Genomic DNA, 20782 nt, shown 5'->3' on the forward strand with positions numbered 1-20782 from the left:
AATCCACAACGGTCCGGGCACGGTGTGCGCGGCCGTGTCGTACCCGCCTGCTTGGATGGGGTGATGCTGCACGGACTGTGGTCGCCGGGTGCCGGGTTGCTGCTCTGGCACGACTCGCCGGTCGCCGCGACGTCCGCCGAGCTTCCGGATCCGCTGGGCAGCGTGCTGCGCGCGTCGAAGTTCCGGCACCGGGCCGAGGTCCTGGTCGTCGAGCACGGGATCGCCGGGACCGAGCAGGTCCGCGCGCACGCGCTGGCCCCGGTCGCGGCAGCGGAGGCCCTCCGGCAGCGGTTGCCCGCCGACCTGGTGGCGGGGGATCTGCGGTATCTGGCGCATGTCGCGGGCGGCGTCGAACGCTGGGTGCGCGCCGGGCGTGTCGTGCCGGACCTGCGCAGGGAGGACGGCCAGTGGTGGGTGCGCTGGCGGCTGGTCGGCGGGGAGCGGCAGCGGGCTTGGCTGGCCGAGCTGGCGGTCGCCATGCCGGAGGCGCTGCGGGTGGCCGGGCGTCCGGCAGCGCTGCTCGAGGACCTGGTCACCGAACTCACCGACCCGATCGCGCGGTCACTGGCCGACCTGCCGGACTCGCCGCATCCCCTGGTGGCCGCCCTGGTCGGCGACATTCCGCTGGACAACGGCAGCTATCAGGTCGCCGAGGTGCTCGAGGGCTGGCGGGCCAGCCTGACCGGTGACGAGCCGGAACTGGTGCTGCGTCTGCTGGAACCGGATGGCGAACTCGGTCTCGCCGACGCGTCGGTGGCGTTGTGGCGGCTGGAGGTGTGCCTGCGGCTCACCGGTGAGGCGCCCAGAACCGTTCCGCTGCACGAGGACCCGAATCTGGTCCGGATCGCGGTGGACAAGCTCGGCGCGGCCAAGCGGGCATATCCGAGGCTGCGTGACCTGCCGAGCGATCCGCGCAGCATGGATCTGCTGTTGCCCACCGAAGTGGTGCTCGACCTGGTCGCGCACGGCGTGCACGCCCTGCATGCGGTGGGGGTCCAACTGCTGCTCCCGCGCGCCTGGAGTGTCGCCGAGCCGAGCATGCGGTTGCGGGTGGAGAGCGCGGTGCCCGCCGCGGAGAGCACGGTCGGTCTGCCCGGCCTGGTGTCCTACCGCTGGGAACTCGCGCTCGGCGGCATGGTGCTGACCACGGCCGAGATGGAACGCCTGGTGCGCGCCAAATCCGATCTCGTCGAGTTGCGCGGTCAATGGGTGCAGGCCGATCACAAGGCGCTGGTCGCCGCGGCCAAGTACGTCGCCGCGCACGCCGACGACTCGCCGATCACCTTCGCGGACATGCTCGGCGAGATCGCGGTCTCCCGGGTGCCCCAGGTGCCGATCACCGAGGTCACCGCCTCGGGATGGGCGGGGGACCTGCTCGACCGCGCGCGGCAGCCGGAAGCGGTCGCCGCGCCCGTCGGGTTGAAGGCCGAGCTGCGCCCCTACCAGGAACGCGGCTTGGCCTGGCTGGCGACCATGAGCCGGATGAATTGCGGGGCGATCCTGGCCGACGACATGGGACTCGGCAAGACCGTCCAGGTGCTCGCCCTGCTGGTGCACGAGTGCGAGAACGCGACGTCCGAGCCGGCGCCGCCGGGCCCGACCTTGCTGGTGTGCCCGATGTCGGTGGTCGGCAACTGGCAGCGCGAGGCGGAGCGGTTCGCACCCGACCTGCGGGTGTGGGTGCATCACGGCGCGGGCCGGCGGGTGGGCGCCGAACTCGACGAGACGGTCGCCGCCGCGGATCTGGTGATCACCACCTACGCTCTGCTGGCGCGCGACGCCGGGGAACTCGGCAGACAGCACTGGGACCGCGTCGTACTGGACGAAGCGCAGCACATCAAGAACGCGGGGACGCGGCAGGCGCGGGCGGCGCGGTCGCTGCGCGCGCGACATCGATTGGCGCTCACCGGCACGCCGGTGGAGAACCGGTTGGAAGAGCTGCGTTCCATCATGGATTTCGCGGTGCCGAAAGTGCTCGGCAGTCCGCAGTCCTTCCGCGCCCGCTTCGCGGTGCCCATCGAACGCGAGCGCGACCAGAACGCGATCAGTCGCCTGCGCTGGCTGACCCAGCCGTTCGTGCTGCGCCGGGTGAAGACCGACCCCACGGTGATCAGCGACCTGCCCGAGAAGCTGGAGATGACCGTGCGGGCCAACCTCACCGTCGAGCAGGCCTCGCTGTACCAGGCGGTCGTGGACGACATGCTGGCCAAGATCAAGGACGCGAAGGGCATGGCGCGCAAAGGCGCCGTGCTCGGTGCGCTCACCCGGCTCAAGCAGGTGTGCAACCATCCCGCGCATTTCCTGGGCGACGGGTCGAGTGTGCTGCACCGAGGGGCACATCGCTCCGGCAAGCTCGCCCTCGTCGAGGACGTGGTGGACGCGGTGCTGGCCGATGGTGAGAAGGCGCTGCTGTTCACCCAATTCCGGGAATTCGGCGAGCTGGTCGCGCCCTATCTGGCCGAGCGGTTCGGCGCGGCGATCCCGTTCCTGCACGGCGGCGTGCCGAAGAAGAAGCGCGACGCGATGGTGACCGGCTTCCAGGCGCCGGACGGACCGCCGCTGATGTTGTTGTCGCTCAAGGCGGGTGGTACCGGGCTCAATCTCACCGCTGCCAATCACGTGGTCCACCTGGATCGCTGGTGGAATCCCGCGGTGGAGAACCAGGCCACCGACCGCGCCTTCCGGATCGGCCAGCAGCGCAACGTGCAGGTGCGCAAGCTGGTGTGCGTGGACACGATCGAGGAGCGGATCGACGAGATGATCAACGGCAAGCGGCAGCTCGCCGATCTGGCCGTCGGCGCGGGGGAGAACTGGATCACCGAACTGAGCACCGACGAATTGCGCGACTTGTTCGCCCTGGGTGCGGCGGCGGTGGGCGAATGAGTCCGTTCATCGACTACTCCGAGTACGGGAAGAAGCTGCCGGTGCGCGGCGGAGTGGAAGCCCGCAGCAGACGAGGCGGTTTCGGGCGCACCTGGTGGGGCAGGGCGCTGGTGGAATCGGTCGAGCGAATGGCGGAGCCGGGGCGGCTGGCGCGCGGTCGCAACTACGCCCGATCCGGCCAGGTGGTGAACTACCGGATCGAGCCGGGCGCGGTGACGGCGGAAGTGCAAGGCAGCCAACCGCGTCCGTTCACGGCGGTGTTCACCGTGCGCCCGGTGCGCGAGGACGAACTCGAATTGCTCATCGAAACCATTCGCTCGGCGCCGGGCATGCTCGCCGAGATCGCCTCGGGGGCGTTGCCCACCGGGCTGGGGCCGCTGCTGCTGCCGAGCACCGCGGCGGACCTGGATTTCACCTGCAGCTGCCCGGACCCGGGCTGGCCGTGCAAGCACGTGGCGGCGGTCTGCTACCTGCTGGCCGAGCGGCTCGACGAACACCCGCGTGAGATCCTGACCCTGCGCGGACTCGACCTGGACACGCTGATCGGGGGCATCGAGCGCGAGCCGAGACCCACCGTTTCCGACGATCCGTACGGTGAGCGCGTTTCGCTGCCGGACTTGCCCGCGGTCGAATTCCGGGCGGCGCCGGAGGATTTGGATCCGCTGCTGCTCCGTAAGGCGCTGCGGATGACTTCGGCGGACGAGACGGTCGCCGCGACCGGTCTGCGCGATCTCACCGCGCTCTATCGGCGGTTCGACCGCTGACGTTGGTTGGCACCCAGCATCGGGGCTGTCGGTTACCGCCGGTCTGTCGGGGCGGGATCGATACCGGCGGAGCGAAGGGACCGGAGACTTCCCGACGCCGGGTGCCGTTATTCAGTGTCGCGCCGCTCAACCCCGCGCGGAACTGCCCCAGCCACGCCCGGATGCTGCCCTTGCACCGCACTTGCCGCATCTCTCCCGGCGTGGCCCGATCGTCGCGGCTGGTCTCGCTTCGTCCAGAAAAGGCCGCCCACCTGCGTGAATCTTCTGTTATAGGCTGACAGCGTGGCAGGAAAGAGCCCAGCGGCCGGGTCGCCCCGCGACGACCTCGGTACTCCGGTGGATCTCCGCACACCCCCGCGCCGGGTGGTGTCGCTCGTTCCGTCGCTGACCGAGGCGGTGGCGCGCACTTGTCCGGAAGTCCTCGTCGCCGCCACGCAATGGTGCACGCACCCAGCCGATCTCGCGGTCGAGCGCGTCCGGGGGACCAAGAACCCGGATGTCCGCCGGATCGTCGAACTCGCCCCCGACCTGGTGCTGTGCAACAAGGAGGAGAACCGCCGCCTCGACGTAGAACGCCTGCGCGCGGCGGGAATTCCGGTGTGGGTTACCGAGATAGAGACCGTCGACGAGGCCATGGCCTCCCTGACCCGGCTCTGCGTGGAGGCGCTCGGCGTCGACTCGCCCGCCTGGCTCACCGAGGCCCGATCCGTTTGGGCCGCACCACCGCCCGAGCCGGCGCGCGCCGCCGTCATCCCGGTCTGGCGCGACCCGTGGATGGTGGTCGGACGGAACACCTTCACCGGCGACATCGCTCGCCGTTTGGGCCTGCGGCTGGTGCATGCCGATCGCCCCGACCGCTATCCGCGCGTCACGCAGGCCGAATTGATCGAAGGCGTCGACCTCGCGGTGCTTCCCGACGAACCCTATGTCTTCACCGAAACCGATGGGCCAGAAGCGTTTCCGGACATCCCGGTCGCGCTGGTGGAAGGCCGCGCCCTCACCTGGTATGGGCCCTCATTGGCAACTGCCCGCGATACCCTCACCGCGCAACTGGCTCGGGCGGCTCAACCCAATTCGTAGTCGAACCAGATGTGGTGCGTGCCGTCGGCGTCCACGTGCAGTCCGCCCGTGCCCGTGATGCCCGCGAGTTCACCGGTGCCGCTGGCGGGCACGATCACGCAGAACTCGTTCGCGCGGTCGGCGCGGCGGGCATCGACAACCGGCTCAGTCGGCGATCCGGTACACCCGCTGCGCGGTGGTCCGGAAGACCTGCTCGAGTTCGGTTGGACCGCCGCCGTGGCCGGTGACGGCGGTCGCGATCGCCTCGATGCTGTTCGCGATGCTGGTGACCGGCTTGTCCACCGGGAAGTTCGACCCCCAGATGAGACGGTCCGCGCCGAAGACGTCCACGGCGTGTTCGACCAGCGGACCGATCCGGTCGAGCAGCTGCGGCACCGGCGTCGGCGTGCCGCGCGGCGGGATCGGATGGCCGAGGATCGGCATCATCAGCCCGCTCACCTTCGCGACCACGTTCGGGCGCGCGGCCAGTGCGGCGAGATCGTCGCGCCACCGCACCAGCAACTGCCTGCGCAGCCCGGGATTGGCGCCGGTGTGCTTGCCCACCGCCCCGAAGATCCCCGCGGGCGTGCCGAGGTGGTTCAGCACGATCGGCACTTCGGGATAGCGTTCGGCCAGCGCGGTGACGTCGGGAATGGCATGCGAGTACACCCAGGCTTCGAACGACAGGCCGCGCTCGGCCAGCCGCGCGAAGCCGTCCAGGAATTCCTTGGTCGCGAGCTTGCCGGGCGCGTCGGTGAACGACCGCACACCGGGATCGGGATGGTGGGCGACCATGGTGCGGATACCGCGCAGTAGCGGCGAGGCGGCCGCGTGCGCGTCGAGGAGCTCCCCGAACCGGGGGTCGGCCGGATCGCCGCCCGCGAGGATCGCGCCGAGCCGTGGCGCCGCTTCCAGCGGCAGCCCGGCCACCCAGGCGGTCTCCCCGGCCTTCCCGAGCGGTCCCGGTTGCGACCATTCGACTTCGATGTGCGCGACCACCTCCACCGGCGCGTTCCCGGCGTCGGCGCGGTAGTCGAACGGAAGGTAGGGCCGCAGGTAGGCGACGGGGTCACCGACGAATTCCCGGTCCCGGCGCGGCGCGAGACGCTTCGCGGCGTCCACCGGGACCGGCAACAGCCGGAACAGCTTCGCCAGGGCGCTGAAATCCCGGGGTGTGCCGAACGGATCCCACTGGTGGATGTGTGCGTCGATGATCCGGATTCCCGAGAGGTCCATGTCTGCCGTCCCCAACCGCGCCGAAGGTTTGCTCGGCGATTGTCACATGCCCGGCGCGCGGTGAGTTCGGAATCCGCGCCCGCCGAGTCGGCACGGCGGGTTCCGCCGGATCCGCGGGCGAACCCGGTCCGCGAGCGCGAACCGGGCCACCCGGGCATACGGCTGCTCGAAACCCGCGCGAGCGACCGGCTCAACACGGCGCGCAAAAGACTCACACGTTGCGGCGGTACTGACCTCCGACGGTGAAGAACGTTTCGGTGATCTGCTGCAACGTGCACACGCGGGCGGCGTCCATCAGCACCTCGAAAATGTTGTCGTCGGTGCGGGCGACCGCTTCGAGCCGGGCGAGTGCGGCATGGGCGGCGTCCCGGTTGCGCTGCTGGAACTCACGCACCCGGCGTAGCTGCGACTGCTTCTCCGCTTCGGTGCCGCGCGCCAGTTCCAGCTCCCGGTGCGGCTCCTCGTGGGAGTTGCGGAAGGTGTTCACCCCGATGATGGGCAGCGACCCGTCGTGCTTGCGCTGTTCGTAGCGCATCGACTCGTCCTGGATCTTGCCGCGCTGATAACCGGTTTCCATCGCGCCGAGCACGCCGCCGCGTTCGCTGATCCGCTCGAACTCGGTGAGCACCGCCTCCTCGACCAGATCGGTGAGCTCATCGATGAGGAAGCTGCCCTGTAGCGGGTTCTCGTTCATCGCGACGCCCCACTCCCGGTTGATGATCAGCTGGATGGCCAGCGCGCGCCGCACCGATTCCTCGGTCGGGGTGGTGACCGCCTCGTCGTAGGCGTTGGTGTGCAGGCTGTTGCAGTTGTCGTAAATCGCGATGAGCGCCTGCAACGTGGTGCGGATGTCGTTGAAGTTCATCTCCTGCGCGTGCAGCGACCGGCCGGAGGTCTGGATGTGGTACTTCAGCTTCTGCGACCGCTCGTTGGCGCCGTAACGGTCCCGCATGGCCACGGCCCAGATGCGGCGGGCCACCCGGCCGATCACCGAATACTCCGGATCCATCCCGTTGGAGAAGAAGAAGGACAGGTTCGGCGCGAAGTCATCGATATGCATGCCGCGCGCGAGATATGCCTCCACATAGGTGAATCCGTTCGCCAGGGTGAAGGCCAGCTGGCTGATCGGGTTCGCGCCCGCCTCGGCGATGTGGTAGCCGGAGATCGACACCGAGTAGAAATTGCGTACGCCGTTGCGTACGAACCATTCCTGGATGTCGGCCATCATGCGCAGGCTGAATTCGGTGGAGAAGATGCAGGTGTTCTGGCCTTGGTCCTCCTTGAGGATGTCGGCCTGCACTGTGCCGCGCACCGTGGCCAGCGTGCGGGCTCGCAGGTCGGCCGCTTCGGTGTCGGTCGGCGGGCGTCCCTGCTCCGCGGTGAAGCGTTCCAGCGCCTGATCGATCGCGGTGTTGAGGAAGTAGGCCAGGATGGTCGGCGCCGGACCGTTGATCGTCATCGAGACCGAGGTGGTCGGCGCGGTCAGGTCGAAACTGTCGTAGAGCACTTCCATGTCGTCGAGCGAGGCGATCGACACGCCGGAGGTGCCGACCTTGCCGTAGATATCGGGCCGCTCGGCGGGATCGTGCCCGTAGAGTGTGACCGAATCGAACGCCGTGGACAGCCTTTTCGCGTCGGAGTGCTCGCTGAGCACCTTGAACCGGCGGTTGGTGCGGAACGGATCGCCCTCACCCGCGAACATCCGGGCCGGGTCCTCGTTGTCGCGTTTGAACGGGAACACTCCGGCGGTGAAGGGGAAGCGCCCCGGCAGATGCTCGGCGCGCAGGAAACGCAGCAGCTCACCGTGATCGGTGAAGCGGGGCAGGGCGACGCGCGGAATCGAGTTGCCCGACAGGGTCTCCCGGCGCAGCGGAGTGTGTATCTCCCGGTCCCGCACCCGGACCACCTGTTCTTCCCCGCGGTAGGACTCGGCGAGGGCGGGCCACTCGGCCAGCAGTGCGGCGTTCGCGGGGGTGAGGTCGGCGCGGGCGCGTTCGGTCAGTTCGGCCACGGCGGTGTCGTCCGGCAGTTCGAGCGCCACCTGCTCGAGTCGTTGCAGCCGTTGCGCGGCGACGACCTGCGCGGCGGTCTCGGCGTGGTAGTCGCGCACGGTCTCGGCGATCTCGGCCAGGTAGCGCACCCGTGCGGGCGGGATGAGCTGGGCGAACCTGGTGGACGCGCGGGTGTCCACCCGGGGCAGCGCGCCGGGCTCCAGCCGCAGGCCGTGGTTCGCGAGCAGGCCGGTCAGGTGCTGGTAGAGCGCCGTCACCCCGTCGTCGTTGAACGTCGCCGCGCTGGTGCCGAAGACCGGCATGTCCTGCGGCGCGGCGTGGAACTCCTCGCGGTTGCGGATCAGCTGCCTGGCCACGTCCCGCAGCGCGTCCGCGGCCCCGCGGCGCTCGAACTTGTTGATCGCCACCACGTCCGCGTAGTCCAGCATGTCGATCTTCTCCAGCTGGGAGGCGGCGCCGAACTCGGGCGTCATCACGTACATCGACACGTCGACGTGGTCGATCACCGCGGCGTCGCCCTGGCCGATGCCGGGCGTTTCGAGGATCACCAGGTCGTATCCCGCTGCCTTGCAGGCGGCCACGATGAGCTCGATGTTGTCGGGCAGTTCGTGTCCGCCGCGGGTGGCCAGCGACCGGAAGAAGACGTGTTCGCCGTCGAGGGCGTTCATGCGGATGCGGTCGCCGAGCAGCGCGCCGCCCCCGCGCCGCCGGGTCGGGTCGACCGCGAGGATCGCGACCCGCACCTTGTCCTGCTGGTCCGAGCGCAGCCTGCGCACCAATTCGTCGGTGAGCGAGGACTTTCCGGAGCCGCCCGTCCCGGTGATGCCGAGCACCGGCACGGTTCGCGCCGCCGCGGTCTCGGCCAGTTTCCGCCGGTCGGCCTCCGGCAGCGCGTCCGCTTGCAGACAGGTGATGACGCGCGCGAGTGAGGCGCGCTCGCCCGCGAGCACCGCGTCGAGCACCGGCGGCTCGGCCGCGAGGTCGACGTCGCAGGCGCGGATGAGCTGATTGATCATGCCGGGCAGGCCGAGTCGCTGTCCGTCCTCGGGGGAGAAGATGGTCACGCCGGACGCGGCCAGTCGGGCGATCTCCTCCGCCACGATCACGCCACCGCCACCGCCGAAGATCCGCACGTGCTCGGCTCCGGCTTTCCGCAGGGCGTCCGCGAGATATTCGAAGTACTCGACGTGGCCGCCCTGATAGGAGCTGACCGCGACGCCTTGGGCGTCTTCGGTGAGCACGGCGTCGACCACCTCGCTGACCGAGCGGTTGTGACCGAGATGGATCACCTCCGCCCCTTGGCTCTGCAGGATGCGGCGCATGATGTTGATCGCCGCGTCGTGCCCGTCGAACAGGGCCGCCGAGGTGACGAAGCGAACGGGATGGGTGGGCGTGTAGAGCGCGCTGCTGTCGGCCACTGGGATTCCTCCGGGGATTCCATTGTCGCCCGATACTAGGACGTCAAACTAATTCTACGGTGACTGCGATCACACCGCCAGCCGATGGCGGCGGGTCGTGCGCGCTCGGTTTCATCGAACGACGGGCCCTGCGCCGACCGGTTCGCGCGGCAGATCGTGTTGTCATGGCGGCGGACTCGGACATACTGGGCGCATGGTGAGCGACGGCAAAGCGGAAGCCGCGATCGGACGGCTGGTCGCCGACGGCGTGCTGACTCGCGACCAGGCCGACGCGGTGCTCGCGGCGCTGGCCGTCGAGCGGGCCGCGGCGACCGCGCGCGGGAAGGTGCTCGCCGAGATCGCCGCGTACGTCGGCGCCGGTCTGGTGTTCGGCGGGATCGCCCTGGTGGCGGCCTCGTCCTGGGACGCGCTCGACCGGCCGGTCCGGGTCGGCGTGCTCGCTGTCGTGGCGGCCGGCCTGCTGCTCGGCGGAGTAGTGCTCGCAGGGGCGCCGTCCGGCCGCAGGAGCGCGCTGAGCGCCCGCGACAGGTTGGCGGCCGCGCTGTTCGCGCTGGGCTCGGTCGCGCTGGCCGGATCCGTCGGCACCGCGCTCGACGCAGCCGATGCCGCTTGGGTTTTCGCGTGCGCGGCGGGGGCGGGGATCGCGGTACTCGGTTATCTCGCGCTGCCCTCCGTTCTCGGCATGCTCGTCTGCGCCAGCTTCGTGCCCGCGGCCGTCGCGGGGATGTTGACCGAAGTGTTCGGTCTCGACGACACGTGGGCCTGCGTGGCGGTGTTGCTGCTCGGTGCGGGGTGGTTCGCGCTGACCAGGATCGGCGCCCTGGTCGATATCCGGGTCGGATACCTGATCGCGATCGTCACCTCCGTCGCGGCCGCGCAGAGCCTCGATATCGACGGTCGGACTTGGGCCTACTGGATCACCGCGCTGATTGCGGTGGTCTGCTTCGCGTTGTACGCGACCCAGCGCTCGGCCGTGCTCGTCATCGGGGGTGGTGTGGCCATCGCGGTGGCGGCGGGGGAGGCGGTCTCGGAATGGACCGGTGACTCGCTCGGCGCCGCGGCGGTGGTGGTGGCGATCGGCGCGATCACGCTCGCGGTGGGCGCGTTCCGGTTGGCGCGGCCACGGCGGGAAAAGGAAGCCGACCCGGCCGTTCCGGTATCTCAGGCGTAGGCCATCCGCGCGGTGGGGAAGAAGCCGAAAGGCTGCGCCTCCCGCGCCGGTCGTCCGTCGACACGTGGGATGAATCACATCACGCCCGACGCTCGGCCAATACTTGGACGTCCAACTATAGGATGACCGCATACCGCTCCGCGGTGTCCCGATCGCTACGAGAACAGGACTGGCATGGTTCGCGAACTCACCCATTTCATCGGCGGACAGCATGTGCCGGGCACGTCCGGCAACTTCGGCGACGTCTTCGATCCCAACCGCGGCCGGGTGCAGGCGCGGGTGCCGCTGGCGAGCAAGTCCGAGGTCGAGGCGGCCATCGCGAACGCCGAGGCGGCGCAGCCGCAATGGGCCGCGTTCAACCCGCAGAAGCGGGCGCGTGTGCTGATGAAGTTCCTGACCCTGGTGCAAGACGAGATGGACTCGCTGGCCGCCCTGCTGTCGTCCGAGCACGGCAAGACCATCGCCGACGCGAAGGGCGACATCCAGCGCGGCCTGGAGGTCATCGAGTTCGCCACCGGCATCCCGCACCTGCTCAAAGGCGAATACACCGAGGGCGCGGGCACCGGCATCGACGTCTACTCGATGCGTCAGCCGCTCGGCGTCGTCGCGGGCATCACCCCGTTCAATTTCCCGGCCATGATCCCGCTGTGGAAGGCCGGTCCCGCGCTGGCCACCGGCAACGCGTTCGTGCTCAAGCCCTCCGAGCGCGACCCCTCGGTGCCGCTGCGGCTGGCCGAGCTGTTCCTCGAGGCCGGTCTGCCCGCCGGTGTGTTCAACGTGGTCAACGGCGACAAGGAAGCCGTCGACACGCTGCTGCACGATCCGCGCATCAAGGCCGTCGGCTTCGTCGGCTCCACCCCCATCGCGCAGTACATCTACGAGACCGCCACCGCGAACGGCAAGCGCGCCCAGTGCTTCGGCGGCGCGAAGAACCACGCGATCGTCATGCCGGACGCCGACCTCGACGACGTGGCCGATCAGCTGATCGGCGCGGGCTACGGGTCCGCGGGCGAGCGCTGCATGGCCATCTCGGTGGCCGTCCCGGTCGGCGAGGAGACCGCCGATCGCCTGGTGGCCAAGCTGACCGAGCGGGTGCACAAGCTCAACGTCGGCCGCTCCGACGATCCCGGCGCCGACTACGGCCCGCTGGTCGGTCAGGACGGCGTGAACCGGGTGAACAACTACGTCCAGATCGGCATCGATGAGGGTGCCGAACTGGTGGTGGACGGCCGCGGCCTGGTCGTGGAGGGCGCCGAGAACGGCTACTTCGTCGGTGCGACGCTGTTCGACAAGGTGACCCCGGAGATGCGGATCTACCGCGAGGAAATCTTCGGCCCGGTGCTCAGCGTGGTCCGCGCCAAGGACTACGAGGAGGGGCTGCGGCTGGCCAACGAGCACGAGTACGGCAACGGCGTCGCGATCTTCACCCGGGACGGCGACACCGCGCGCGACTTCGCCGCGCGCGTGCAGGTCGGCATGGTCGGCATCAACGTGCCGATCCCGGTGCCGATCGCGTACTACACCTTCGGCGGCTGGAAGCGTTCCGGCTTCGGCGACCTGAACCAGCACGGTCCGGATTCGATCCGCTTCTACACCAAGACCAAGACGGTGACGCAGCGCTGGCCCGCGGGCCTGAAGGAGAGCAACGCGTTCGTCATCCCGACGATGGACTGACGCGGATGTTCGCACTCGACGACGACGAGAAGGCGATCCGCGACACCGCGCGCGGCTTCGCCGACGAATTCCTCGCCCCGAACGCGCTGGAATGGGACGAGCAGAAGCATTTTCCGGTGGACGTGCTGCGCAAGGCGGGGCCGCTGGGCCTCGGCGGTATCTACGTGCGCGAGGACGTGGGCGGTTCGGGCCTGCGCAGGCTCGACGCCGTGCGCATCTTCGAGCAGCTGGCCACCGGCTGCCCGGCCATCGCCGCCTACATCTCCATCCACAACATGGCGACGTGGATGATCGACCGTTACGGCGACGACGAACAGCGCCACCGCTGGCTGCCCCGGCTGACCGCGATGGAACTGCTGGCCAGCTACGCGCTCACCGAGCCGGGCGTTGGCTCCGACGCGGCGGCGTTGAGCACCAAGGCCGTGCGCGACGGTGACGACTACGTCTTCAACGGCGCCAAGCAGTTCATCTCCGGCGCGGGCGCCACGGACGTCTACGTCGTCATGGCGCGGACCAGTGACGCGGGAGCGCGCGGGATATCGGCGTTCATCGTGCCCGCCGACACTCCCGGCATCTCCGTCGGAGCCAACGAAAAGAAGATGGGCTGGAACGCGCAGCCGACCCGTCAGGTGATCTTCTCCGACGCCAGGGTCCCGGCCGCCAACCGGCTCGGCGCGGAGGGCGACGGCTTCCGCATCGCGATGAACGGGCTCAACGGCGGCAGGCTCAACATCGCCGCGTGCTCGGTCGGCGGCGCGCAGGCGGCGCTGGACAAGACAGTGCCGTATCTCGCCGAGCGGCACGCGTTCGGCAAGCCGCTGCTGCGGAATCCGGCGCTGCAATTCGAACTCGCCGATATGCGCATCGAATTGGAGGCCGCCCGCACGCTGCTGTGGCGGGCCGCCGCGGCGCTGGACGCCGACGCGCCGGACAAGGTGGAGCTGTGCGCCATGGCGAAGCGCTTCGCCACCGACGCGGGCTTCGAGGTGGCCAACAAGGCCCTGCAACTGCACGGCGGCTACGGCTACCTGACCGAATACGGCGTGGAGAAGATCGTCCGGGATCTGCGGGTGCACCAGATCCTCGAGGGCACCAACGAAATCATGCGGCTGGTCGTCGCCCGCTCATTGGTAGGAGCGGCATGAGAGGTCAGGCCCGGAGGCGGCAGCGCAGCGTGACCACGCAGGGTCCCGATCATGTCGGAAAGGACAGAGTATGAGCGAGCCAGAAGTTCTGCTCGAACAGCGTGACGGGCTCGGCCTGATCACGCTGAACCGGCCGAAGGCCATCAACGCGCTGAACCACTCGATGGCTCTCGCCATCACCGACGCGTTGCGCGAGTGGGCCGATGACGACGCGGTGCGCACCGTCGTGGTCACCGGCGCGGGGGAGCGCGGACTGTGCGCGGGCGGCGACATCGTCGCCATCCACGCCGACGCGAAAAGCGGTGCGAATACAGCAGATTCGGCCACCGGACAGTTCTGGCGCGACGAGTACGTCCTCAACGCCCTGATCGGCCGTTACCCGAAGCCGTACGTGGTGATCATGGACGGCATCGTGATGGGCGGCGGTGTCGGGCTCTCGGGCCACGGCAGCCACCGCGTCGTGACCGAGCGCTCCAAGATCGGCATGCCCGAGGTGGGAATCGGGTTCGTCCCGGACGTCGGCGGCACCTACCTGCTCGCGCGGACGCCGGGCGAGATCGGCACGCACGTCGCGCTGACCACCGCCCGCATGAGCGCGGGTGACGCCATCGCCGCGGGCTTCGCGGACTACTTCGTCGCCTCCGAGCATCTGCCCGCCCTGCTGGAGACGTTGCGCACGGAGAGCGCCGACATCGCGATCGCCAAATTCGCCACGGACGCACCGGAATCCGCGCTGGCCGCCGAGCAGGACTGGATCGACGTCTGCTACGGAGCCGATTCCGTGGAGGAGATCGTCGCGCGGCTGCAAGCGCACGACGCGCCGGGCGCGCGGGCGGCGGCCACCGAGATTCTGGCGAAATCCCCGGTGGCGCTGAAGGTGACGCTGCGCTCGCTGCGGGCGGCGCGCACCGCGCCGAGTCTCGAGGCGGTGCTGAACGAGGAGTACCGGGTGTCCATCGCGTCGCTGTCGTCGCACGATCTGGTCGAGGGCATTCGTGCCCAGGTGATCGACAAGGATCGTGATCCGCGATGGTCGCCCGCGACCCTCGATGCGGTCACGGACGCGCAGGTGGACGCGTACTTCGCCGAGTTGGGCGATCGAGAGCTGGGTCTGCGGACCCCGGAGGTGGCGTGATGAGCAAGCGAATCGGTTTCCTCGGCCTCGGCCACATGGGCGCGCCGATGGCGGCCAACCTGGTGCGGGCGGGCTACGAGGTGCTCGCCTTCGACCCGGTGCCCGCGGCGCGGGAGCAGGCCGGGCGCGACGGCGCGATCGTGGTGGATGCGGCCACCGAGGCCGCCGCGGCCGAGACCGTGATCACCATGCTGCCCAACGGCAAACTCGTCCTCGACGTGTACGCCGAGCTGCTCCCGGTCGCCGCGCCGGGCACGCTGTTCATCGACTGCTCCACCATCGACGTGGCCGATGCCAAGGTCGCGGCCGAACGCGCCACCGCAGCGGGGCACCGCGCGCTGGACGCACCGGTCTCCGGTGGTGTCGGCGGCGCGGCGGCGGGCACGCTGACCTTCATGGTCGGCGGCGCCGCCGCGGACTTCGCCGACGCGCTGCCGGTGCTCGAGGTGATGGGCGGCAAGGTCGTGCACTGCGGCGGCTCCGGCGTGGGCCAGGCGGCGAAGATCTGCAACAACATGCTGCTCGGCGTGTCCATGATCGCGCTGTCGGAGTCGCTGGTGCTGGGCGAGAAGCTGGGCCTGAGCCATCAGTCCTTCTTCGATGTGGTCTCCACGGCTTCCGGCCAGAGCTGGGCGCTGACCAGCTACTGCCCGGTCCCCGGCCCGGTGCCGACCAGTCCGGCCAACAACGACTACCAGCCCGGCTTCGCGACGGCGCTGATGTCGAAGGACTTGGGCCTGGCCGCGAACGCGTTGCGCGACAACAACGTCGACGGGCAGCTCGGACTGCTCGCCGCCACGATCTACGACCGTTTCAACCAGACGGATGCCGGACGGGACTTCTCGGCTATCGTCACCGATATCCGTGACCGTTCCGACCAAGAGGGTGCCGAGTGAGCTTCGAGACGATTCTGCTGGAACGCAAGGGCCGGGTCGGCTGGATCACGCTGAACCGGCCGAAGGCGCTGAACGCGCTGAACGCGCAGGTCCTCGACGACGTCATCGCCGCGCTCGACGAGCTCGAGCACGACGACGAGATCGGGGCCATCGTGATCACCGGCTCGGAGCGCGCCTTCGCGGCGGGCGCCGACATCAAGGAGATGCAGCCCAAGTCGTACATGGACATGTTCCTGAACGACTACTTCGCCCGCTGGGACCGGCTGGCGCAGTTCCGCAAGCCCACCATCGCGGCGGTGGCGGGCTACGCGCTGGGCGGCGGTTGTGAGCTGGCCATGATCTGCGACATCCTGCTCGCGGCCGACACCGCCAAGTTCGGGCAGCCGGAGATCAAGCTGGGCGTCATCCCCGGCATCGGCGGCTCACAGCGCCTGACCCGCGCGATCGGCAAGGCCAAGGCCATGGATCTGGTGCTCACCGGCCGCAACATGGACGCGGAGGAGGCCGAGCGGGCGGGATTGGTCTCGCGTATCGTGCCCGCCGCAGAACTGCTCGACACCGCCCTCGAGGTCGCCGAGACCATCGCGGGGATGTCGCTGCCGGTCACCATGATCGCCAAGGAAGCGGTGAACCGCTCGTTCGAGACCACGCTCGCCGAGGGGCTGCGCTTCGAACGGCGAGTCTTCCACTCGCTGTTCGCGATCGAGGATCAGAAGGAAGGCATGAGCGCCTTCGTCGAGAAGCGTCCGGCGAAGTTCACCAACCGCTGACACCGGTTCCGCCCGGCCGGATCGCTCGGCCGGGCGGTTATCCGGTGGGGGGCGCGACGATCTTCGCGGGCACCTTGTTCCCTTCCGGCGGGGGCGCGTCCTCGTTCGTGGCGAGCAGTCCGGCGATGGTGGCGCCCAGCGCGATGGTGACCGCCGCCGCCGCGATGAGTTTGCGCCGGTCGACGGTGGCCGGGACCAGGGTGGCTCCGGCGCGTAGCCGCGCCATCCGGACGTCGCCGCCTCGTCGTTCCGCGGCGAGCAGCACGGCGCCGCGCGCGGAGACGAAGTCGGGTTCGGGGTCGTAGACGATCGGCAGGTCGATGTGTTCGGCCAGCTCGGCGCGAATGCTGGGACTGCGGGTGCAGCCGCCGAGCAGCACCATGGCCTCCGGTCGCACGCCGGTCTCGTCGATGATCTGCCGCACGAACGACACCGAGTGATGAATGCCCGCCGCGCACAGTTCGGCCAGGTCGCTGCGGGTGAGAACGGCCCGGTCGCCGGTGCCGTCGTCGATCGCGGTGACCACCCTCGCCTCGCTCAGTTCTTCGCGATGACGCCGGATGGTCGGCGTGTCGGTGAGCACGCCGTCGCGGGCCAGGCGCCAGCGCAACAGCGCGTCGTAGCCGTCGCCGCCGAGGACCGTGCTGCGTTTGCTGGACAGAATCGTGTCGGTGCGGCAATCGGCGTGGGTGATGGTCAGTCCCGAGCTGCCCAGGTCGTAGAGGATCACCGTGCCGCTGTCCGGCAGTTGCCCGGTGAAGCGCAGGTAGCGCAGCTGGGCGAGCGGTTCGTCGACGATGGTCACGTCACGGCCGCCGACGCCTGCGCGGATGGCGTCGGCGTGCAGCGGACAGCGGCACGTCACCGCCGTGCCCGAGATCAGCTCGTCGCGCCGGTCGGCGGCGCCGTTCATCCGGCGGATCGCCTCGAGGACCGATTCCTCGACGCCGCCGCCCGCCCGCCGCGGCACTTCGCAGCTATCGATCGGGGGTAGGTGTGGCTGATCGGAGTGTGTCAGCATCGCGTGAGCGCCGCCAGCGCCCGCCGATACACCCAAGACCAGCACCATGATCTCCATGGTGGACCTTTTCCGTTCCGCTGCCAAGACGGCGTGCCCGGTAATTCGCCGGTTGAATGCCGGAATGTCATCCCTCGGTCGGTCGGCAGCGGTATGCGACCGACCGGTACGTCGAATTAGTCTGTGGCCGTGGCCGACCAGCGCGCCGTTCCCTCCGCGGTCTCGAAGTCGCCCGCGGCATGTCGGAATTCGGCGAGCAGTTGCAGGAGAGTGTGCAGTCGTTCCGGAGGGAGGCCGGGGAGCGCGAAGACTTTCGCGTTGAGTTCCTCGGTCGCCTTCGCCACCAATTCGCGTCCGGCATCGGTGATTTCGATCAAAGTAGCGCGCCGGTCGCTGGGATGCGGTACCCGCTCGACGAGCTTCGCCGCCTCCAGCCGGTCGACGGTGTTGGTGACGCTGGTGGGGTGCACCTGCAAGCGGGCGCTGGCCTTCGCCATCGGCAGCGCGCCGGTTTTGCTGAAACTGAGCAGCCGGAGCAACTCATAGCGAGAGAAGGTCAATCCCGTGGGTTTCAGCGCCTCGTCCACCCGTGCCATCACGATTTGCTGAGCCCGAACCAGCGACGTCACCGCGGCCATGCCGTCGGCGACATCCCCCCAGCCGTGGCCGACCCACTGGCGGTGGGCTTCCTCGATCGGATCGTTCGGAAGCGGGCGTGGCCGAGACATGTTCCGATCATTCCATGCCACCACAGGAGGGCGGGGGCATCCGGCCAGGCTTCGGATCACCGTGAGCGCAATGGTGGGCCGGGCCGTCGCCCACGGGCACTATCTAGGGCGAGGCGGGCGTGGCTGAGTGGTTTAGGCAACGGTCTGCAAAGCCGTTTACGCGGGTTCGATTCCCGCCGCTCGCTCCAAACGTCCTCGGTGCTCGGTCACGCCACTGCCGAGCACCGAGGCGCATCAGGAAGCCGCGTGGTCGTGACGCGAGCCTGTTTCAGGCGGCTTGGTTCGGCTCCGAATACGCCACCGCCGATCCGATCACTTCCAGGCGAACCCGCTGCCCGGTGACGGGGGCCGCGACGCTGGCCCGGCGTACGAGAATGGGAGTGCCGGAACCGTCCAGTTCGATCGTCAGGATGACGTCGGCGCCGCGGAAGTCGACGGCGCGCACTCGGCCTGCCTCCGCCTCGTTCTCCGAAGCGACATGGGCGACAAGCTGTTCCGGTCGCAGCATGATCGTCGACGGCCCGCACGCGGCATCGCGCTGCACCGGGATCCGGCCCAGCGCGCACTTGGCCACGTCGGCCTCGACCACCGCGTCCAACAGCACGCAATCGCCGAGGAACCGCGCGGTGAACAGATCCTTCGGCGTCGCGTAGACCTCCTCCGGCGTTCCGACCTGAGTGAAGCGGCCTTCCCGCATCACCGCCACCTGCTCGGCGAAACTGAGGGCCTCCTCCTGATCGTGCGTCACCAGAATGCTGGTCATGCCCGCCTCGCGCAGCGTGTCGGCCACCGCCTGCCTGGTCGTCGCGCGCAGGCCCGCGTCCAGCGCGCTGAACGGCTCGTCCAACAGCATCACCGACGGCTTGCGCGCCAGCGCGCGGGCCAGGGCTACGCGCTGCTGCTGACCGCCCGAGAGCTGATGCGGTCGCCGGTCGGCATAGGACGCGTCCAGCGACACCATCTCCAGCAGTTCGTGCACCCGCCCGCGGCTGTTGCGGCGCATGCCCGGCAGCCCGTAGGCGATGTTCTGGCCGACGGTCAGATGCGGGAACAGCGCACCGTCCTGGGCGACGTAACCGATGTTGCGGCGCTGTGGCGGCACCGTTACCCGTTCACCGACAACGGTTTCCGTTCCGATCGACACCGAACCCGCATCCGGCGACTCGAATCCGGCGATCACGCGCAGCAGGGTGGTCTTGCCGCACCCGGACGACCCGACCACCGCGGTCGCGGTGTGATCCGGCACGTCGAGCGTGATCCCGCCGAGCACCCGGGTGTGGCCGAAGGTCTTCGAGACATCGGCGACGACAACGCGACTCATATCCCGGCCGCCTTCCGCGAGTTGGTGAACAGCAGGTACGTCACCGGCACCGCGGCGACGATCATGATCAGGGCGTACGGCGCGGCGCCCGCGTAGTCCAATTCGCCCGACAGGCCCCAGAACCGCATCGCCAGCGTGCGGGTTCCGTTGGGCGCCAGCAGCAGCGTCGCGGTCAGCTCGGTCGCCACGGCGACGAACACCAGTGCGGCGGCGGCAGCCGCGGCCGGCGCCGCGAGACGCAGCGTGACCAGGAAGAACGTCGCGGGCGCCGATTTGCCCAGCGACCGGGACGCCTCCTCCAGGCCGACCGGCACCTGAGCGAGCCCGGCCCGCACGCTGACCAGGGCGCGGGGCAGGAACAGCAGGAGATAGGCGGCGATCACCATGCCCGCCGTCTGGTAGAGCGCGGGCGCCCACCGGATGGTCACGGTCACCATGGCCAGCGCGATCACGATGCCCGGCAGCGAACTGGTGATGTAGTTGGCGCCCTCGACCAGTCGCGCGAACGCGGAGGTGGAACGCACCGCGATCCACGCGACCGGGAACGCGCACAGGGTGGTGAGCAGTGCGGCGACCGACGCGAGTCCGATCGTCTGCCCGAGCGCGTTGCCGATATCGGTGAGATCCCACACCGCCGCGCCGCCGATGCGCAACCAGCGCCCGATGGTCCACAGCGGCACGCCCAGCGCGCCCGCCGTCACCGCGACGAGCGCGGCCAGCACCGGCAACGTGCCGACGCCCAACCGGGTTCTGGTCGCGGCGCGCGGCGCCCCGCTGCCGATCCGCGCGTAGCGCGCCCGACCGCGCAGCCCCGCTTCGGCCCCGAGCAGCGCCAGGCAGCACAGCACCAGCACACCGGCGAGCATGCTGCCTGCCGGACCGGCGAAGCTGGACTGGTACTGCTCGAAGATGGCCGTGGTGAACGTGTCGAACCGGACCATCACGAAGGCGCCGTACTCGGCGAGCAGATGCAGTCCGATGAGCAGCCCGCCACCGAGGATCGCCAAGCGCAGCTGCGGCAGCACGATCCGCGCGAACACCGCGACCGGGCCCGAGCCCAGCGCCCGCGCCGACTCCTCCACCGCGGGATCCAGGCGGCGCAGTGTGGCCGCCGCGGGCAGATAGACCAGCGGGAAGTAGGACATCGTGGAGATCACCACGCCCGCCCACAGGCCGTGCATGGTCGGAAAGACGCTCACCCAGGCATAGCTGTTGACGAACGCCGGAACCGCGAGCGGCGCGGCGAAAACCGGCCCCCACCAGGATTTCCCCGGCACGTCGGTGCGTTCGACCACCCAGGCCAGCCCGATACCGAGCGCCACGCAGATGGGCACGGTGCACACCACCAGCGCGGCCGTGTTCTCCAGCAGCTCACCGACTCTGGGCCGGAACACCAGCTCCTTCGCCTGCTCGAGGCCGGTGGAGAAGACCGTCGAAACGATGTATCCGAGCGGCACGAACGTCGCCGCCACCAGCAGCAGCGCGACGCTCGTGACCAGCGGCCCCGGCCTGCCGATCCGGGGCGCGGCGACAACGGTCCGGACTGCCACGG

The 20782-nt window shown here is 69.5% G+C and carries 16 protein-coding genes and 1 tRNA gene; 10 read left to right on the forward strand and 7 right to left on the reverse strand.

Features of this window, described 5'->3' with window-relative positions; all coding sequences use genetic code 11:
- Window positions 1-63 precede the first annotated feature (63 nt).
- The 3 genes from ACIHAX_RS26530 (at window position 64) to ACIHAX_RS26540 (ending at window position 4727) form a co-directional block, all read left to right on the forward strand.
- A complete protein-coding gene (locus ACIHAX_RS26530; protein WP_397280169.1) occupies window positions 64-2883 on the forward strand; it encodes a DEAD/DEAH box helicase in 2820 nt (939 codons plus the stop codon).
- Window positions 2880-3647, forward strand: coding sequence for an SWIM zinc finger family protein (locus ACIHAX_RS26535; protein WP_364433124.1), 768 nt, complete (start codon window positions 2880-2882; stop codon window positions 3645-3647). The genes ACIHAX_RS26530 and ACIHAX_RS26535 overlap by 4 nt, the downstream gene beginning before the upstream one ends.
- Window positions 3648-3929: 282 nt before the next feature.
- Entirely contained in the window at window positions 3930-4727 is a 798-nt protein-coding gene (locus ACIHAX_RS26540) for a helical backbone metal receptor (protein WP_397280171.1), read from the forward strand.
- Here the strand turns inward: ACIHAX_RS26540 and ACIHAX_RS26545 are convergent.
- From ACIHAX_RS26545 to icmF, 3 genes are all read right to left on the reverse strand, one after another.
- Window positions 4712-4825: a DUF3224 domain-containing protein gene (locus ACIHAX_RS26545; RefSeq protein WP_379252146.1), complete on the reverse strand. Its 114-nt coding sequence runs from the start codon at window positions 4823-4825 to the stop codon at window positions 4712-4714. The two genes, ACIHAX_RS26540 and ACIHAX_RS26545, sit on opposite strands and share 16 nt — an antisense overlap.
- Window positions 4826-4871: 46 nt before the next feature.
- The gene (locus ACIHAX_RS26550; protein WP_364433117.1) at window positions 4872-5942 is read right to left on the reverse strand and encodes an amidohydrolase family protein; all 1071 of its coding nucleotides are present in this window, start codon (window positions 5940-5942) and stop codon (window positions 4872-4874) included.
- Between the two features lie 211 nt (window positions 5943-6153).
- On the reverse strand, window positions 6154-9372 hold the full coding sequence (icmF, locus tag ACIHAX_RS26555; protein WP_397280174.1) for a fused isobutyryl-CoA mutase/GTPase IcmF: 3219 nt from the start codon (window positions 9370-9372) through the stop codon (window positions 6154-6156).
- Window positions 9373-9565: 193 nt separating this feature from the next.
- On the opposite strand from icmF, the gene ACIHAX_RS26560 reads away from it, so the two are divergent.
- The 6 genes from ACIHAX_RS26560 (at window position 9566) to ACIHAX_RS26585 (ending at window position 16163) form a co-directional block, all read left to right on the forward strand.
- Window positions 9566-10543: a DUF2157 domain-containing protein gene (locus tag ACIHAX_RS26560; protein WP_397280176.1), complete on the forward strand. Its 978-nt coding sequence runs from the start codon at window positions 9566-9568 to the stop codon at window positions 10541-10543.
- 174 nt (window positions 10544-10717) lie between these two features.
- Complete coding sequence (locus ACIHAX_RS26565; RefSeq protein WP_397280178.1) at window positions 10718-12217, forward strand: CoA-acylating methylmalonate-semialdehyde dehydrogenase; 1500 nt, start codon at window positions 10718-10720, stop codon at window positions 12215-12217.
- A 5-nt stretch (window positions 12218-12222) separates the two neighbouring features.
- Window positions 12223-13362 (forward strand): acyl-CoA dehydrogenase family protein, encoded by a 1140-nt coding sequence (locus ACIHAX_RS26570; protein ID WP_355073641.1) that lies wholly within the window; start codon window positions 12223-12225, stop codon window positions 13360-13362.
- Window positions 13363-13432: 70 nt separating this feature from the next.
- Window positions 13433-14497 (forward strand): enoyl-CoA hydratase/isomerase family protein, encoded by a 1065-nt coding sequence (locus tag ACIHAX_RS26575; RefSeq protein WP_397280180.1) that lies wholly within the window; start codon window positions 13433-13435, stop codon window positions 14495-14497.
- On the forward strand, window positions 14497-15393 hold the full coding sequence (gene mmsB, locus ACIHAX_RS26580; protein WP_397280182.1) for a 3-hydroxyisobutyrate dehydrogenase: 897 nt from the start codon (window positions 14497-14499) through the stop codon (window positions 15391-15393). Before ACIHAX_RS26575 ends, mmsB begins: the two co-directional genes overlap by 1 nt.
- Window positions 15390-16163 carry an enoyl-CoA hydratase gene (locus ACIHAX_RS26585; protein WP_355073647.1) on the forward strand — a complete coding sequence of 258 codons (774 nt, stop codon included), beginning with the start codon at window positions 15390-15392 and terminating at the stop codon, window positions 16161-16163. The genes mmsB and ACIHAX_RS26585 overlap by 4 nt, the downstream gene beginning before the upstream one ends.
- Window positions 16164-16200: 37 nt before the next feature.
- On the opposite strand, the gene ACIHAX_RS26590 is transcribed toward ACIHAX_RS26585, so the two are convergent.
- Window positions 16201-17241: an Hsp70 family protein gene (locus tag ACIHAX_RS26590; RefSeq protein WP_364433099.1), complete on the reverse strand. Its 1041-nt coding sequence runs from the start codon at window positions 17239-17241 to the stop codon at window positions 16201-16203.
- Window positions 17242-17357: 116 nt separating this feature from the next.
- Window positions 17358-17909 (reverse strand): MarR family transcriptional regulator, encoded by a 552-nt coding sequence (locus tag ACIHAX_RS26595; RefSeq protein WP_355073651.1) that lies wholly within the window; start codon window positions 17907-17909, stop codon window positions 17358-17360.
- Between the two features lie 113 nt (window positions 17910-18022).
- On the opposite strand from ACIHAX_RS26595, the gene ACIHAX_RS26600 reads away from it, so the two are divergent.
- Window positions 18023-18097: transfer RNA gene (locus ACIHAX_RS26600), tRNA-Cys, on the forward strand.
- 80 nt (window positions 18098-18177) lie between these two features.
- Here ACIHAX_RS26600 and ACIHAX_RS26605 read toward each other — a convergent pair.
- On the reverse strand, window positions 18178-19230 hold the full coding sequence (locus ACIHAX_RS26605) for an ABC transporter ATP-binding protein (RefSeq protein ID WP_356969405.1): 1053 nt from the start codon (window positions 19228-19230) through the stop codon (window positions 18178-18180).
- On the reverse strand, window positions 19227-20780 hold the full coding sequence (locus ACIHAX_RS26610) for an iron ABC transporter permease (RefSeq protein WP_364433094.1): 1554 nt from the start codon (window positions 20778-20780) through the stop codon (window positions 19227-19229). Before ACIHAX_RS26610 ends, ACIHAX_RS26605 begins: the two co-directional genes overlap by 4 nt.
- Window positions 20781-20782: the final 2 nt, after the last annotated feature.

The sequence above is a fragment of the Nocardia sp. NPDC051929 genome (assembly GCF_044548645.1).
Classification (GTDB): Bacteria; Actinomycetota; Actinomycetes; order Mycobacteriales; family Mycobacteriaceae; genus Nocardia; species Nocardia sichangensis.

Bases quoted from the DNA above. Each gene is read 5' to 3' on its own strand.
- ACIHAX_RS26560 (WP_397280176.1), top strand. From the start codon at position 9,566: ATGGTGAGCGACGGCAAAGCGGAAGCCGCGATCGGACGGCTGGTCGCC.
- ACIHAX_RS26575 (WP_397280180.1), top strand. From the start codon at position 13,433: ATGAGCGAGCCAGAAGTTCTGCTCGAACAGCGTGACGGGCTCGGCCTG.
- ACIHAX_RS26590 (WP_364433099.1), bottom strand. From the start codon at position 17,241: ATGGAGATCATGGTGCTGGTCTTGGGTGTATCGGCGGGCGCTGGCGGC.
- ACIHAX_RS26570 (WP_355073641.1), top strand. From the start codon at position 12,223: ATGTTCGCACTCGACGACGACGAGAAGGCGATCCGCGACACCGCGCGC.
- ACIHAX_RS26530 (WP_397280169.1), top strand. From the start codon at position 64: ATGCTGCACGGACTGTGGTCGCCGGGTGCCGGGTTGCTGCTCTGGCAC.
- ACIHAX_RS26565 (WP_397280178.1), top strand. From the start codon at position 10,718: ATGGTTCGCGAACTCACCCATTTCATCGGCGGACAGCATGTGCCGGGC.
- mmsB (WP_397280182.1), top strand. From the start codon at position 14,497: ATGAGCAAGCGAATCGGTTTCCTCGGCCTCGGCCACATGGGCGCGCCG.
- ACIHAX_RS26535 (WP_364433124.1), top strand. From the start codon at position 2,880: ATGAGTCCGTTCATCGACTACTCCGAGTACGGGAAGAAGCTGCCGGTG.
- ACIHAX_RS26605 (WP_356969405.1), bottom strand. From the start codon at position 19,230: ATGAGTCGCGTTGTCGTCGCCGATGTCTCGAAGACCTTCGGCCACACC.
- ACIHAX_RS26550 (WP_364433117.1), bottom strand. From the start codon at position 5,942: ATGGACCTCTCGGGAATCCGGATCATCGACGCACACATCCACCAGTGG.
- ACIHAX_RS26595 (WP_355073651.1), bottom strand. From the start codon at position 17,909: ATGTCTCGGCCACGCCCGCTTCCGAACGATCCGATCGAGGAAGCCCAC.